The following is a 13891-nucleotide window of genomic DNA, read 5'->3' on the forward strand; positions in this document are numbered from 1 at the left end:
GGCGAGCGGGCGCCGGGCCGCCTCCCGGGAGGCGGCCCGGGAGGCGGCCCGGGAGGCGGCCCGGGAGCACGCGACCTACGTACGGGCGGACGCCATGGCGTGCAGGACGGCGGGCGGGATGCCCGGGTTGGCGGCGGCGTCGCGCGCCGAGTCCGGGTCGAGCAGCCGCCGCGCCAGCACGCGCGCCGGGAGCCCCGGATGGCGCAGGGCCGCCGATCGGACACCGCCGTCCGGGTCCTCGGCGAGGCGGGCGGCGTCGGCGCCCGTCAGCCTCGGATCGCGGGCCGCCCGGCGACGGACCTCCGGGTCGCGGTCACGGGCGAAGCGGGCCACGAGCTCCGGTCGGGACCCCGGGTCGTCGAGGGCCAGGCACCGCATCCGCCCGTGCGGGTCGTCGGCGTACCGGACCAGGCCGTCGCGGGGGAAGGCCGGGTGCGTACGGGGGCGGCCCGGGGCGGACAGGCTGCCGGTCCACCAGGTCCACACGCGCAGCAGCATCTCGGCGGGGGCGTCCTCGCAGGACTCGGCGAGGAAGATCTGGACGACCGGATCGGTGTCCCACGCCAGCCGGCCGGCCACGTCGGGCGGCAGCCTGCGGGCCCGGGCCACGCTGCGGCGCACGAGCGGGTGCGAGGAGGCCGCGAGCCGCCGCATGGCCTCGGGGTCCCCGTGCAGCTCCTCGACCCACTCCAGGGTGGAGGAGGTCGTGCGGGGGTCGATGTCGACGCGGATCGCGGCCCGTTGCTCCTCGGTGAGGTCGCCCCGCAGGGCGAGGGCGTGACGGACCTCCGCGTCGGCGTCGTGCGCGAGGCGGCGGACGGCGTCGGGGGCGAGGCGGGGGTTTCCGGCCAGGGTGGTGCGCAGGCGTGCGTCCCCACCGGTGAGGAGGTGCTCGACGAGGTCCGGGCCCAGGAGGCAGCCGGCCACGGCCCGTTCGGTCGTGTCGGCGCAGCCGTCGCCGGTACGGGTCAGGGCGTCGAAGTCCGCGCGCGACAGCGGGTGCTCCTCGTGGTGGCGCAGCAGGGCGGCGGCGCGGACCGCCGGTGCCGGATCGGCGCGCAGGGCCCGGCGACGCTCCCGCGTCAGGACGGGCCAGGCGCCCCGGCAGGCGGCGGCGCGGACACCGGTGTCGGTGTCGGCGGTCAGGGCGGCGGCCTGCTCGGCGGGCAGGCCGGGCAGTGCGGCGGCCTCGGCGCGTACGCGGGTGGACGGGTCGGTGGCGAGCAGGGCGCAGGTCGGCGCGTCCAGGGTGACGCGGGCGCTCGCGGCGAGCGTGGCGAGGAGCCACCGCTCGCGTTCGGTGCCGGCGGCGCGGATCAGGCGGGCCCAGTGCGCGGGGGTCAGGTCCCGACGCGCCTCGACCAGCTCCCTGCGCAGCCTCGGCCCGCCGTCGGGATGGTCGAGGGCCGCCTCCACGGCCTCGTCCGCCGGGAGCAGCCGCAGCAACGTGGTGCTGCGGCGCAGCAGTTGCGTACGGGCGCTCGCGGGGGTGGCCGGGTTGGCGGAGAGTCCTTCGACCCAGCTCCGGTGGACCTCGTGGTCGCCCGGGGGCGGATCGGCGGTGAAGGCGGCCCAGGGCGCGGCCCGCTCCTCGGCGCTCTCCCCGGCCCGCTCCTCGGCGCCGTCGCGGTCCGCCCCTTCGGCGGCGGTGTCGATGCCGTCGTGGTCCCGCGGCCGGTCCTCGCTCACGTGCGCCGTGCCCCTTCTCCGTGCCGTCCCGCTCCGTCCCCGTTCCCGGGCGTGTCGCCATCCTCCCCCGGGGCCGCGCACTCCGGTCGTCCGGGGTCGCCGCCCGGCGCGGAGCCCCGTGACGGGCGGCGACCCGGCGGTGGTGCGTCGGGCCGGTGCGGGAGGTCGCCGCGCATGATCGCGGCGGACGGGGGCAGGCGGCACCCGATCGGGGCGCCCGCCCCGGACCGCCGTTCCGCCTCGCGGCGGACCCGTGCCGATCCCGCCCCGCAGACCCGGAGGCCCGCCCGACATGACGACCGCACGCGAGATCACGCCCCGCCGCCACTCCGGCGCCGCGCCCTTCCCCGGCCCGGTCGACGTACGGGAACCCGTGCCCGGGGCGGCGGCACCGGGGCGGGCGGAGCGCGCGCACGCGGTGCCGTCCCACACCCCGCTGGGGGACGGCGTCCTGCTGGTGCGCCTGCCGGGCACCCTGTCGATCCGGGAACGCGCCGGGACCACGCGGGCCATCGACTCGCTGCTCGGCGCCTACGCTCCGCGCCACGTGATCGTGGACGTGCCGGGGGCGCCCACCCCCGCCACCCTGAGCACCGTGTCGCGGGTCGCGCGGCTCTGCCGCGCGCAGGGCAGGGGGATGGGCGCCGTGGTGCGCGCCGCGCGGTCCCGCGCCGTGCTGCGCGGCGTCCTCCCGGCCGACGGGGCCGAGGTGCACGGTTCCTTCGACGACGCCCTCACGGCCGGGCTCCGGGACGGCCGGCGGACGCCCTGACCGCCGCCGGCCCGGCCGCCGATCCGGCCCCGGGCCCGGACGCCGGGCCGAAGAACCCTTGGGCCAGGGCGAGTTCCGCGAGCAGCAGGTTGATCAGCCAGCAGGTCCAGGCGGCGGAGGCGTACGCGAGGTCGAACGGCACTCCGAGGGCCGCGCAGGACACCAGCCACAGGCGCAGCGTCACGGCGGACAGGATCAGCGCGTAGGAGCGGACCATCCACACCCGGTGCCGGTCGAAACGGCGCCGTCGTGCGGTCCGGAGGGCCGCCGTCGTCGTGAGGACGAGCAGGACGTCGAGGAGGGCGAAGCCGATCGGGGCGATCGGGGGCACCAGCGCGCCGGGCACGAGCAGCAGTCCCCCGGCGGCCGTGGCCGCCACGCAGACGAGGTAGGCGCGGCCGACGATCCGGTGCGCCGCGGGCCGGCGGGTCCGCAGCCGTGCCACGAACTGCCAGGGGCCGAGGAGCAGCGCGGCCGTGCCGCCTCCGATGTGCAGCAACAGCGGGGTGAGGCGGTCCAGATAGGCGGCCCGCTGTTCCTCCAGGAACACCTCGGGGTCCAGCGTGAGGTAGCGCGCCCCCAGGAGGGCGGTGGCGGCGGCGAGCAGGGTGATCGTCCACCAGGCGGCGCGGCCCGGCAGGCGCGGTCGCTCGGGTCGCCGGGTGGTGGCGAGGGGGGTTTCGGGGGTGTCCCCGGGGCGGGGAGGAGGCGCGCCCGCGCCCGTGTCGGAAGTCCGGTTCATGCCCGTCACGCTAGGAAGGACGCCGCACCCGTCGCGGCCCCCGCCGGGGGTGTCCCGTCTCCTCCCTTGGGGGTACGTCGGGGTCGCCGCGTCCTCGGTCGGGGATCGACGTACCCCCGTGGGACGATGTGCGCCCGTGTCGGTCCCGGCTAGCGTTCGGGGACCGGCGGGCGACGGCGTCTGCGCCGGCCCGTGCGCCCGCCCTCGGCCGGAGGTACCCGACCGCGATGCACCGCCTCACCCCGTCCCCGCTCGTCGGCCGGCTCCCGCGGCCGCGGCCGTCCGCCCCGGACCCGCTGCCGTTCCCGTTCCGATTCCGGTTCCCGCGCGGGTCGGTCGGCCGTGCCGTGGCCGTCGACACGGTGATCGCGCTCGGCTTCCTCCTCGCGACGGTCGCCGAACGGTCCCAGTCCCCGGGACACGCGGGCGTCGGGCCGGCCGCCGCGTTCCTGCCGGCCGTCGTGGTCGCCGGTTCCCTGGCCTTCCGCAGGACGGCGCCCCTGGCGGCGTACGCGGTGGGCACCGCGGCCCTGTCGGTGGAGGCCCTGTGGGGCGCCGCCGGCGCCGTGTCCCCGTACGCGAACCTGCTCGGTCTGTATTCGCTGGGGTTGTACGGGACCCGCACCCGGGCCTGGTTCGGGCCCTTCCTCGCCTACCTCGGCATGGTCGCCTGGTTCACCGGCCCGGCGGGGCACCCCGTCCGCCCCGTGATGCCCGCGGGCGTGTTGTTCCTCTGGTTGCTGGGCTGGGCGATCGGCTACGGCACCGCCCGACGGCTCCAGGAGCGTGACGCCGCCCGGCTGCGCCTGCGGCGGGAGGTGGTCGCGGGGGAACGCGCGCGCATGGCCCGGGAGTTGCACGACCTCATCGGTCACACGGTCAACCTGATGCTCGTCCAGGCGGGGGCCGGGCGGCGGCTGCTGGACCGTGACCCCGATCGGGCCCGCGAGGTGCTGGGGCAACTGGAGGAGACCGGCCGCGACGCGCTGGAGGAACTCGACCGCGTCCTCGGCCTGTTGCGCCGCACCGCCGCGGCCGAGCCGGGCGACGCCCTCCCGGGCCGGCCCGGGCTCGGCGACCTGCCCCGGCTCACGGAGCGGCTGGAGCGGGCGGGCCTCAAGGTGGGCACGCGGATCGACGCGGGCCGCGACGAACTCCCCGGCGGCATCGACGTGTCGGCGTACCGGATCGTGCAGGAGGCCCTCACCAACACCCTCAAGCACGCCGGCGCCCGGTCCGCCGAGGTGCGCGTGCTGCGCACCGGGGACCTGCTCGACATCGACGTCAGCGACGACGGGCGGGGGGCCGCGCCGGACTACGCGCCCGGCCGCGGTCTGCTGGGCATCGGGGAACGGGTCGCGGTCCTCGGGGGCACCCTCGACCACGGGCGCGGCGAGGACGGCGGCTTCCGCCTGCGCGTGCGCCTTCCGGTGCGATGACGGGCCGCCGCACCCCGCCGCGGGTGACGATCGTCCTGGCCGACGACGACGCGCTGCTGCGGGCCGGCCTGGCCCTGGTCCTCGGCACCGAGGAGGGCCTGGAGGTGGTCGGCCAGGCCGCGGACGGGCTGGAGGCGGTGCGCCTGTGCCGCGAACTGGCGCCCGACGTGGTCCTGATGGACATCCGCATGCCGGGCGTCGACGGGGTGGAGGCGACCCGCCGGGTGGTCGCCGAGGGGCTGCGCACGCGGGTCCTGGTCCTGACGACCTTCCACCACGACGCGTACGTGTGGAACGCGGTCCGGGCGGGAGCGAGCGGGTTCCTCCTCAAGCGCGCCACCCCGGAGAGGCTGGTGGACGCCGTGCGGACGGTCGCGGCGGGCGAGGCCCTGCTGGACCCGGCGGTCACCCGTGACGTCCTCGCGCGACTCGCCGCCCATCCCGCGCCGGGTCCGCCCCCGCCGGCCGACGCCCGGCCGGTCGACGACCGGCTGGAGCGGCTCACCGCGCGGGAACGCGAGGTGCTCCGGGAGGTGGCGCGGGGGTTGTCCAACGCGGAGATCGCCGCGCTGCTGTCCCTCGCCGAGTCCACGGTGAAGACCCATGTGAAACGGATCCTGGCGAAGGTGGGGGCCCGTGACCGCGCGCAGGCCGTCGCGATCTCCTACCGGAGCGGACTCATGTCGTGACGGTGCCCCACGCCGCTCACCCGACGCCCGCGTCCCCGGCCCGGTCGGCCCCGGCCCGCTCCACCCCGACGCGGTCGGCGCCGAGGCAGCCGAGGGAGTCACCGGTGACCGCGGCTCCGTCGACGACGTTGCGGTCGTAGGTGACGGGCCGCACCGTGACGGGGTCGGTGCCGACCAGCACGTCGAGCGCCGCGCCATGGCCGGGGACCGCCTCCCGCAGCGCGCCCGGCAGCGCGGTGGCGAGGGTGGTCGCGTCGTCCTCCCGGCCCGGTGCGTGGCGGATGACGGGCGGCCCCGGCCGGCGGATCGCGGGCGCGGCCGCGGATGCGTCCGAGGCCGCGAACCCGGCGGCGCGCAGGGCCTCGGCCACCCGGGCGGCGTCGACCCGGACCTTCACCGAGGCCGGGTTGTTGGGGACGAGGTTCGCCGGTCGGGGCTGGACGCGGGTGTCGCCCTTGACCGGCCGGTCCTCGGCGAGCGCGGTCCACAGGGCCCGGGCGCGCTCGTCGTGCCAGATCAGGGTGGATCCGACGCCGGGGACGCGGCGGTCGAACTCGCTGATCGGTACGGTGACGAACTCGGTCCGGGAGGGGCTCAGTCGCCCGAGGGCCGTGCCGAGGCGCACCAGGTCCCACACGCTGGTGCGCGCGTCGGTCCGGACGCTCTTGAGCAGGGTGCGGGCCGCGTCGTAGGTGCTGATCGGGTCGGTGAGGACGCGGTCGCTCCGGAGCCTGGTCAGCAGGTCGGAGACGGCGCGCTGCTGGCGGCGGACCCGTCCGAGGTCGCCGGGGCGTTCGACGTGTCGGGCCCGGACGTAACGCAGGGCGCCGCGGCCGTCGACGTGGTGGAGGCCGGCGGCGAGGTCGAGTCCGGAGTTCTCGTCCTTGAGGGCCTTGTCGGTGCACACGACGGCGCCGCCGAGTCCGTTGACCGCCTGCTCGAAGCCGGTGAAGCCGGTCTCCAGGTAGTGGTCGACGCGCAGGCCGGTGACCTTCTCCACGGTGGCGACCGTCAGGGGGCCCCGGCCGAGGGCGTAGGCGCCGTTGATCTTGCCCTTGGGGGCGGGTTGCGTCTCGACGGCGTAGGCGACGTAGGAGTCGCGCGGGATGGAGACGACGCTGGCGCGGCGGAGGTCGGCGGAGAGGTGGACGAGCATCATGACGTCCGTGCAGTCGCAGCCCTTGCCGCCGACGTTGAGGCGGCGTTTCTCGGCGGCGGAGAGCCCGGTGCGGCTGTCGATGCCGACGACGAGGATGTTCGTGCCGCGGCCGGGCGCGGAGCGCGGGGTCGACCCGTCCGCCGACAGCGCGTACGGGGCCGACCAGGAACCCAGGGCGAGGGACGATGCCAGGGCCAGGGCAAGGGTCAACCGTCGCACAGCGGACTCCCCAGAGGATCGGCGCGTCAGGGTCGGGACGTTCCAGCAGACATTAAGGGAGGAAAGGTGATTGACCGACCATCACACGCCGAAGGGGTGTGCCAGGACGTGGCGCACCCGGGAGGGGCGAGGACATCGTGGGCGATCCCGCCCCGGCCGGGGCCGGGTGCGGCGGCTCCGGAGCGGCTCCCTCAACCGCGCCGGGGCTCCCCGGCGGCGTGCTCTCGCCCCCCTCGCGACGCATGGCCCACACTGGAATCCGGCACCCCCTGCCGTCGGTGCCGTACGGAGCGCCGCGGGGAGGCGAGGATGATCATCCAGCACCACATCACCCAGGACACCCTGTACGCGAGGATCCCGCGGGAGCTGAACGTCTCCGACCGGGCGGCGGCCGCCCTGGAGATCGAGGCCCTCGTACAGGCCCACCGCCCCCGACGGGTGGTGATCGAGTTGCCGACGGCCGACCCCTCTCCCCTGACCCTGGGCGCGTTGGGCCGCGTCCACCGCATGTGTCGGAGCCTCTCCGTCCCCGTCACGGCGACCGGGCCCGGAGAGCGCGCGGCCGTGTTGCCCCTGGACCTCGACGCGCGCCCGGCGAGCGTCGAGCCGATGGAACACGGGGCGCGTCAAGGCCATTGACGCCCGCGTCGCGCCTCGTCAACCGGCCCGAGCCGGCTCAAACATCACTCAGCGTGTTTATTCGATCCCGTAGCGGAAACGTTGAGTAGTCACAGGATGTTTGGAGTCAAGGCGAAAGGCGGGAATCGTGTCCATGAGTATCGGAATCATCTTCGTCGTGGTGGTCGTGGCCATCGCCGCGATCGCGCTCGCCCCGGCGGTCGCCCCCACCGAACCGGAACGCAGGGCGGACCGGGCCTTCGCGGAGAAGGTGCGCAGGGCGGGGCCGCGTCGGCGTACCGCCCGGCGGCTGCGCAGGATCCCGCCGCAGTCGGCGGGGCGGGACCGCGGGCGGAGTCCGAGCTGACGCGGCCGGCCCGGTGCGGGCGCCCGAGGGCGTCCGCACCGGGCCGCTCGCGGTGCGCGCACGTGCCCTCCCGTCCCCCGGTGGCCAACGGCCGCCGGGGGACCGGCCGTACGGGGGTCCGGGGCCGGTCGGTAGGGTCGCGGCACAACCGATCGAGGAGGCCGGATATGGCGGACACCGTCGTGATCGCGCAGACGATTCTGACCGACGAGGACAAGGCGTACCAACTCGCCCGCGGGGCGGTCGAGTCCAGGCTGGCGGCCGGCGCGCAGGTGGAGGCGCGGATGACCCTCTTCCAGTGGGAGGAGGGCAAGCTGCGGCACGAGCGCGGCTACCGGGTCTCCCTCCAGACGACCGGGGCCCGCCTGGAGGAACTGCGGGCGTGGGCGCACGCGGACCACACCTCCCCGGTCCCGCAGTGGGTCGTGCTGCCGGTCACGGAGACGACCGAGGAGTACCTCGGGTGGGTGGTGAAGGAGACCGGCGGGGCGTGACGGGCCCGGTACGGCCGGCCCGGCGCCGAGGTCAGCAGGCGTCGTACTTCCAGGCGCCGCCCTCGCGCGTCCAGGGCTGCTCCTCGCGGTCCAGCCCGGGCACGGCGTACGTGTACGTGACCCGGGCCGTGTCACCCGCGATCCGGTCGACCCTGAGGGTCTCGACCTCCTGCGGCCCGTACTCCCGCGCGGCGCGCCCGATCGTGTCCGCGAAGGCGGCGGCGTCGCCCGCCGCGGCGCGGCAGCGCGCCGACAGGAAGACGTACGCGGTCGCGCCCTCGCCCGCGAAGTAGTGCCCCGAGTACTCACGCACGACCCGCTCCAGATCGCCCGCTGCGAGAGCGTCCGGGGTGGCGGAGGGCGCGGGTGCCGCCGGACCTCCGGCGTCGGGGGTGGGCGAGGCGGAGGGGGTGGCCGGGGCGGGGTCGCCGTCGCACGCGGTCAGGCCGAGGAGGGCGGCGGCGAGGAGCACGGCGGTGGCGTGGTGGCGTCTGCGCATCGCGCCATGCTGCCGGCCGCCCGGCGCCCGGGATCACCGGGGGGCAACCACCGGCCATCGGCCGCCCGCCGTCGATCGGCCACCGTCCGCGATCGGCCCCGACCGTCAGCGGTCGGCGGCGAGGATGAGGTCGGCGGCCAGGTGGGGGCAGGTGCGGGTGTGCCAGGTCACCGACAGCGCACCTCCGGCGGCGGACAACGTCCGCGCGGCGCCGCTGCGTTCCGTGGCCTTGCAGTACGCGCAGACGACGATTCTCGGACGGTCGACCTCAGAGACGGACACGGCCCTCACCCTTTCCCACCGGGCGGACGGTTGCACCGGCTTAGGCCAGAACTATCAAATCCGCGACGGCGCTGCCCCCTTACCGGCCGGTATGCCCGGCGATTCCCCGAAGTCGGTGTCCCCCGTCAGTGGCCGACGGGATGACGGGGCGCACGCCGTTCGGACCGGAAGCGGTGGACGGCCCACACCGCGCCGACCGCGGCCGCCGTCCAGACGATCGCCTCGGCGGCGATGATGCCCGGGGTCAGGGTCATGTGCGGGCGGGGCGGCATCAGGAGCATCTGCGCGGCGGCGCCGACCGGCACCGTCAGGGCTGCGAGCAGGCCGATCACCCCGGGGCGCCTGACGGCGGCGCCGACCACGCCGAGGATCGAGCCGAACAGGACACTGGCCACCCACCACAGGATCAGGTCCGGTCCGTAGCCGGCGAGCGGTTCGCCACGCGCGAAGGAGTCCGTCACGTAGTACGCCGCCGTGGCCGCCATCAGCCCCAGTGCGCCCGCCGCGGCGCCCCTGCCCCACGTCCGGGCCGTCACGCCCACCGCCACCGCGAGCGCGGCCCACGTCCAGCCCGCGTCCAGCAACAGGCTGAGCACCTTGGCCGCGCCCCCCGGGACGGTGCCCACGAGGGGCGCTCCGAGCGAGGAGAACGGGGAGGAGAGGGCGTTGACGAGCGAGGTGACGGCTCCGAACGCCGCCCCGACGCCGAGAACCGGAATGATCTTCATACCGCGAGGATAGTCGGCGCGTACACGGCCGAAAGGCCGCCGGATCGGCCGCCCTGACCGTACGTCACACGGCGCGGCGACCGTGGCCGAGGGGCCGGCGCCCCGGGCAGGAGGCGCACCCGCTCCGACCCGGTGGGTGCGCGGCCGGGGCGGCCGGCCCGGGCGGCCGGGAACTGCCCGCCGACGGCCGCATACCCTTGTCGCCGTGCCGCCCCCCTCCCGCCTCCACCGTGTCGCCGTCCTCGTCCTGGAGGGCGCCAAGCCCCTCGACGTCGGCATCCCCGCCCAGGTGTTCACGACCCGCGCGAGCATGCCCTACGAGGTCCGGGTGTGCGGCGCGGCGCCCGGACTCGTCACCGGCGGGGACGGGCTGTCGTACCACGTCACCCACGGTCTGGAGGCGCTCGCGTGGGCCGACATCGTCTTCGTCCCCGGCTACCGCCTTCCGGACCGCGACGATCCGCCGCGGCCCGTCCTCGACGCACTGGTCGCCGCGCACGCGCGCGGCGCACGGCTCGCCGCCATCTCCACCGGCGCGTTCGCGCTCGCCGCCACCGGACTGCTCGACGGCAGGCGCGCCACGACGCACTGGCACTACGCGCGGGCGCTGGCGGCGAAGCACCCGCTCGTCCGGCTCGACGAGAACGTCCTGTTCGTCGACGAGGGGAGCCTGCTGACCTCGGCCGGCGCCGCCTCCGGCATCGACCTGTGCCTGCACATCCTGCGCGGCGACCTCGGCGTCGCGGCCTCGAACCACGCGGCGCGGCGCCTGGTCGCCGCCCCCTACCGCAGCGGCGGGCAGGCGCAGTACGTGCCGCGCAGCGTGCCCGATCCGCTCGGCGAACGGTTCGCCGCCACCCGCGAGTGGGCGCTGCACCGGCTCGGGGAGCCCCTCACCCTCGACGCGCTCGCCGGGCACGCGGGGGTCTCGCCGCGCACGTTCTCGCGTCGCTTCGTCGACGACACCGGGTACACGCCGATGCAGTGGGTCATGCGGGCGCGGATCGACCTGGCCCGCGAGCTGCTGGAACGCTCGGAGCGCAGCGTCGAGCAGATCGCCGCCGACGTGGGCCTGGGCACCGGCGCCAACCTCAGGCTGCACTTCCACCGCATCCTGGGGACCACCCCGACCGAGTACCGGCGGACCTTCACGCGGGGCGAGTAGACCGCCCCCGGCCGTCCTGGCGAGATCCTTACGAACCATGGCGATCTCGCCGCTGTCACGGGCCGTCCGCGGGCGCGAACCTGATGGCGAACGAAAGGGACATCGCTCATGACTCGCATCGCCATCAACGGATTCGGCCGCATCGGACGCAACGTGCTGCGCGCGCTGCTGGAGCGCGACAGCGACCTCCAGGTCGTCGCCGTCAACGACCTCACCGAGCCCGCCACCCTGGCGCGGCTGCTCGCCTACGACACCACCGCCGGTCGACTCGGTCGCCCGGTGACGGTCGAGGGCAACGTCCTCGTCGTCGACGGCCGGCGCATCACGGTCCTCGCGGAGCGCGAGCCGGAGCAGCTGCCGTGGGCCGAGCTCGGCGTCGACATCGTGCTGGAGGCCACCGGTCGGTTCACCTCCGCCGAGGCCGCCCGCGGTCACCTCAAGGCCGGCGCCCGCAAGGTGCTCGTCAGCGCGCCGTCCGACGGCGCCGACGTCACGCTGGCCTACGGGGTCAACACCGACGCCTACGACCCGGCCCTGCACACGATCGTCTCGAACGCCTCGTGCACGACCAACGCGCTCGCCCCGCTGGCCGCCGTACTCGACGACCTCGCCGGGATCGAGCACGGCTTCATGACCACCGTGCACGCCTACACGCAGGAGCAGAACCTGCAGGACGGCCCGCACCGCGACCCCCGCCGCGCCCGCGCCGCCGGCGTCAACATCGTGCCGACCTCGACGGGCGCCGCCAAGGCGATCGGCCTGGTCCTGCCGGGTCTGGACGGCAAGCTGTCGGGCGACTCGATCCGCGTGCCCGTCCCGGTGGGCTCGATCGTCGAGCTCAACACCACCGTCGCGCGCGACGTGACCCGCGAGGAGGTCCTGGAGGCCTACCGCACCGCCGCCGCCGGACCGCTGGCCGGCGTGCTGGAGTACTCCGACGACCCGCTCGTGTCCTCGGACATCACGGGCAACCCCGCGTCGTCGATCTTCGACTCGGAGCTGACCCGCGTCGAGGGCCGGCACATCAAGGTCGTCGCCTGGTACGACAACGAGTGGGGCTTCTCGAACCGCGTGATCGACACCCTCACCCTGCTCGCCGCCGGCTGATCCGCCCGCCCGACGCGCCCGCGTCGCGATGCTCAGGGCCCGGCGCCCGGTACTCGGGGGTGCCGGGCGTCCCCCTCCTCACCCGACCGTCCCGCTCACCCGACCGTCTCCCTCACCCGACCGTCCTGCTCACCCGGCCTTCCGGCCAGGTCGGCGTAGACCATGTGGTGGTCCGAGTACGGGCTCGGGCGCACCCGGTCCCCGCTCGGGGCGATGCCGCGCAGGAAGACGTAGTCGAACCGCAGGCGCCAGTCGGTGGTCGGCTCGCAGGCCTCGGTGGGCGCGGGGCGGCAGCCGGGGGCGGCAGCCGTGACGAGGGGCCACAGGGGCGCGAGCTCGGGTGCGTCCGGCCGGGCGTTGAAGTCGCCGAGGACGATCGCCCGCTCGTGGCGGGCGACCTCGGCGGCCAGGACGCCGACCTGCCCGGCCCGGACCTCCCCCTGCCGGCGTTCGGCGAGGTGGGTGTTGAAGACGCGGACCGAGCGGCCGGCGACGGTGGTGGTGACCGCCATGTACCCGCGGTCCTCGGACCCGCCGTCGGGGTACTCCACGTTCACGCGGTCGCTCATCGGCGCCGCGGAGAGGATCGCCTGGCCGTACTCCCCCGGGCTCCACGGAAGTCCCCCGCACCGGTTGCGCTTGCGCAGCACCATCCCGTACTCGACGTGGTAGACGAGCCCGTAGAGGCCCTCCAGGTGGTCCCGGATCCGCTCGACGTCCCGTACGCACGCCTCCTGGAGCGCGACGACCTGGGGCGCGTACGTGGCGATCTCCATGGCCCTGCCGAGGTCGTGCCCGCCTCCGCCGCAGGGGTTGCAGATGTTCCACGTCATGACCCGGTTCGGCACGACCTCCTCGACGGCGTCGGCCGGCAGGGGCAGGGCCACGAGACCGCCGTCCGGTGCGCTGGGGCCGACGAGCACCGCGCAGGCCGCGATCATGACGCCCGCGACCCACCGCACGCCGTTTCCGGCCACCGTCGCCTCCCGCTCCAGGTCGCGTACGGCACCGCGTGCCGTCTTCCGTGCCCGAGCGTAGGGGACGTCCCGCGGAGCGACCGAGGACCCCCGCCGGAGTCCCGGACGCCGGTGCGCCCGGCTGCCCGCGCGGGACGGGCGGGCCCGGTGATATTGCCGTGCCCCGGGGCCCGGGACCCGCATATCCTGCCTCCTCCCCTACCGGCCACGGAGGCCCCACCATGAGCAGCGCCGTACTCCCCTTTCCCGACCGCATCGAGCTGACCGGGGAGGGCGTGGTCCTGCGCGACTGGACGGAGTCGGACGTGGCCGCGATGCCCGGACTCTTCGACCACCCCGACATCGCGTACTGGACGCCGATCGTCTCCCCCTTCGACGCCGAGGCCGCGCACACCCGCCTCGACCGGGCCCGGCGACTGCGCGCGGAGGGCACCGCCATCCTCCTCGCGATCACCGTCGACGGCGGAGCCCCGCTCGGCGAGATGATGCTGAAGCGCGCTCCCGAGGGCACCGAGCTCGGCTACGCGCTCGGCCCCGCCCACCGCGGCAAGGGGTTGGCCGCCGGCGCGGTGCGGCTGATGGCCGCGTACGCCTTCGAGCGGCTGGGCGTGGACCGGGTGATCCTGGAGCTGGAGGCGGAGAACGCCGCCAGCGTGAGCGTGGCCACCCGCACCGGTTTCCGGCTTCTCGACGTGCCCCTGATCGAGGGCGAGGAGAAGGGCCGGCCCTACTCCCTCCAGACCTGGGGCCTGGACCGCCCCTGACCGGCGAAGCGCTCCCGGGTACACGAAAGACGCCCGGCCGGGGTGTCCCGGTCGGGCGTCTTTCGCGTGTGGCTGGGGGCTGTCGCCCGGGGCGGCCTAGTACCAGTGGTTGGCCTGCCAGAAGTTCCAGGCGCCCACGGGGCTGCCGTAGCGCTCGTTCATGTAGTCCAGGCCCCACTTG

At 75.8% G+C, this 13891-nt stretch carries 17 protein-coding genes; 9 read left to right on the forward strand and 8 right to left on the reverse strand.

The window, feature by feature from the left end:
* Positions 1-75 precede the first annotated feature (75 nt).
* Entirely contained in the window at positions 76-1689 is a 1614-nt protein-coding gene (locus ACZ6ZI_RS39495; protein ID WP_469529784.1) for a PE-PGRS family protein, read from the reverse strand.
* Between the two features lie 292 nt (positions 1690-1981).
* Between ACZ6ZI_RS39495 and ACZ6ZI_RS39500 the strand changes: the two genes are divergently transcribed.
* Complete coding sequence (locus tag ACZ6ZI_RS39500; protein ID WP_469529787.1) at positions 1982-2461, forward strand: hypothetical protein; 480 nt, start codon at positions 1982-1984, stop codon at positions 2459-2461.
* On the opposite strand, the gene ACZ6ZI_RS39505 is transcribed toward ACZ6ZI_RS39500, so the two are convergent.
* The gene (locus ACZ6ZI_RS39505; protein WP_469529789.1) at positions 2424-3203 is read right to left on the reverse strand and encodes a DUF2306 domain-containing protein; all 780 of its coding nucleotides are present in this window, start codon (positions 3201-3203) and stop codon (positions 2424-2426) included. The genes ACZ6ZI_RS39500 and ACZ6ZI_RS39505 overlap by 38 nt on opposite strands.
* A 227-nt stretch (positions 3204-3430) precedes the next feature.
* On the opposite strand from ACZ6ZI_RS39505, the gene ACZ6ZI_RS39510 reads away from it, so the two are divergent.
* Entirely contained in the window at positions 3431-4642 is a 1212-nt protein-coding gene (locus ACZ6ZI_RS39510) for a sensor histidine kinase (protein ID WP_469529791.1), read from the forward strand.
* Positions 4639-5331: a response regulator gene (locus ACZ6ZI_RS39515; protein WP_469529793.1), complete on the forward strand. Its 693-nt coding sequence runs from the start codon at positions 4639-4641 to the stop codon at positions 5329-5331. The genes ACZ6ZI_RS39510 and ACZ6ZI_RS39515 overlap by 4 nt, the downstream gene beginning before the upstream one ends.
* A 16-nt stretch (positions 5332-5347) precedes the next feature.
* On the opposite strand, the gene ACZ6ZI_RS39520 is transcribed toward ACZ6ZI_RS39515, so the two are convergent.
* Positions 5348-6709, reverse strand: coding sequence for an LCP family protein (locus ACZ6ZI_RS39520; RefSeq protein WP_469529795.1), 1362 nt, complete (start codon positions 6707-6709; stop codon positions 5348-5350).
* Between the two features lie 309 nt (positions 6710-7018).
* Here ACZ6ZI_RS39520 and ACZ6ZI_RS39525 point away from each other — a divergent pair, with 309 nt between their 5' ends.
* From ACZ6ZI_RS39525 to cutA, 3 genes are all read left to right on the forward strand, one after another.
* Complete coding sequence (locus ACZ6ZI_RS39525) at positions 7019-7348, forward strand: hypothetical protein (RefSeq protein ID WP_469529797.1); 330 nt, start codon at positions 7019-7021, stop codon at positions 7346-7348.
* Between the two features lie 133 nt (positions 7349-7481).
* Positions 7482-7694, forward strand: a complete 213-nt coding sequence (locus ACZ6ZI_RS39530) for a hypothetical protein (RefSeq protein ID WP_363063624.1) — start codon at positions 7482-7484, stop codon at positions 7692-7694.
* 167 nt (positions 7695-7861) lie between these two features.
* Entirely contained in the window at positions 7862-8188 is a 327-nt protein-coding gene (gene cutA / locus ACZ6ZI_RS39535; protein ID WP_469529799.1) for a divalent cation tolerance protein CutA, read from the forward strand.
* A 31-nt stretch (positions 8189-8219) separates the two neighbouring features.
* Here cutA and ACZ6ZI_RS39540 read toward each other — a convergent pair whose 3' ends face one another.
* From ACZ6ZI_RS39540 to ACZ6ZI_RS39550, 3 genes are all read right to left on the reverse strand, one after another.
* Positions 8220-8687 (reverse strand): hypothetical protein, encoded by a 468-nt coding sequence (locus ACZ6ZI_RS39540; RefSeq protein ID WP_469529802.1) that lies wholly within the window; start codon positions 8685-8687, stop codon positions 8220-8222.
* Between the two features lie 105 nt (positions 8688-8792).
* Entirely contained in the window at positions 8793-8969 is a 177-nt protein-coding gene (locus ACZ6ZI_RS39545; RefSeq protein ID WP_469529805.1) for a hypothetical protein, read from the reverse strand.
* Positions 8970-9094: 125 nt separating this feature from the next.
* Positions 9095-9697 (reverse strand): hypothetical protein, encoded by a 603-nt coding sequence (locus ACZ6ZI_RS39550; RefSeq protein ID WP_469529808.1) that lies wholly within the window; start codon positions 9695-9697, stop codon positions 9095-9097.
* A 205-nt stretch (positions 9698-9902) separates the two neighbouring features.
* On the opposite strand from ACZ6ZI_RS39550, the gene ACZ6ZI_RS39555 reads away from it, so the two are divergent.
* Positions 9903-10862 carry a GlxA family transcriptional regulator gene (locus ACZ6ZI_RS39555; protein ID WP_469529810.1) on the forward strand — a complete coding sequence of 320 codons (960 nt, stop codon included), beginning with the start codon at positions 9903-9905 and terminating at the stop codon, positions 10860-10862.
* A gap of 108 nt (positions 10863-10970) precedes the next feature.
* Complete coding sequence (gene gap, locus ACZ6ZI_RS39560) at positions 10971-11969, forward strand: type I glyceraldehyde-3-phosphate dehydrogenase (protein WP_469529813.1); 999 nt, start codon at positions 10971-10973, stop codon at positions 11967-11969.
* Positions 11970-12064: 95 nt separating this feature from the next.
* On the opposite strand, the gene ACZ6ZI_RS39565 is transcribed toward gap, so the two are convergent.
* On the reverse strand, positions 12065-12910 hold the full coding sequence (locus ACZ6ZI_RS39565) for an endonuclease/exonuclease/phosphatase family protein (RefSeq protein ID WP_469529817.1): 846 nt from the start codon (positions 12908-12910) through the stop codon (positions 12065-12067).
* A gap of 257 nt (positions 12911-13167) precedes the next feature.
* On the opposite strand from ACZ6ZI_RS39565, the gene ACZ6ZI_RS39570 reads away from it, so the two are divergent.
* Entirely contained in the window at positions 13168-13710 is a 543-nt protein-coding gene (locus ACZ6ZI_RS39570; RefSeq protein WP_469529815.1) for a GNAT family N-acetyltransferase, read from the forward strand.
* Positions 13711-13806: 96 nt separating this feature from the next.
* Here the strand turns inward: ACZ6ZI_RS39570 and ACZ6ZI_RS39575 are convergent.
* A partial coding sequence (locus ACZ6ZI_RS39575; protein WP_468803994.1) for an aggregation-promoting factor C-terminal-like domain-containing protein occupies positions 13807-13891 on the reverse strand: 85 nt, incomplete at its 5' end.

It is taken from the genome of Streptomyces sp. NPDC103540 (genome assembly GCF_055584445.1).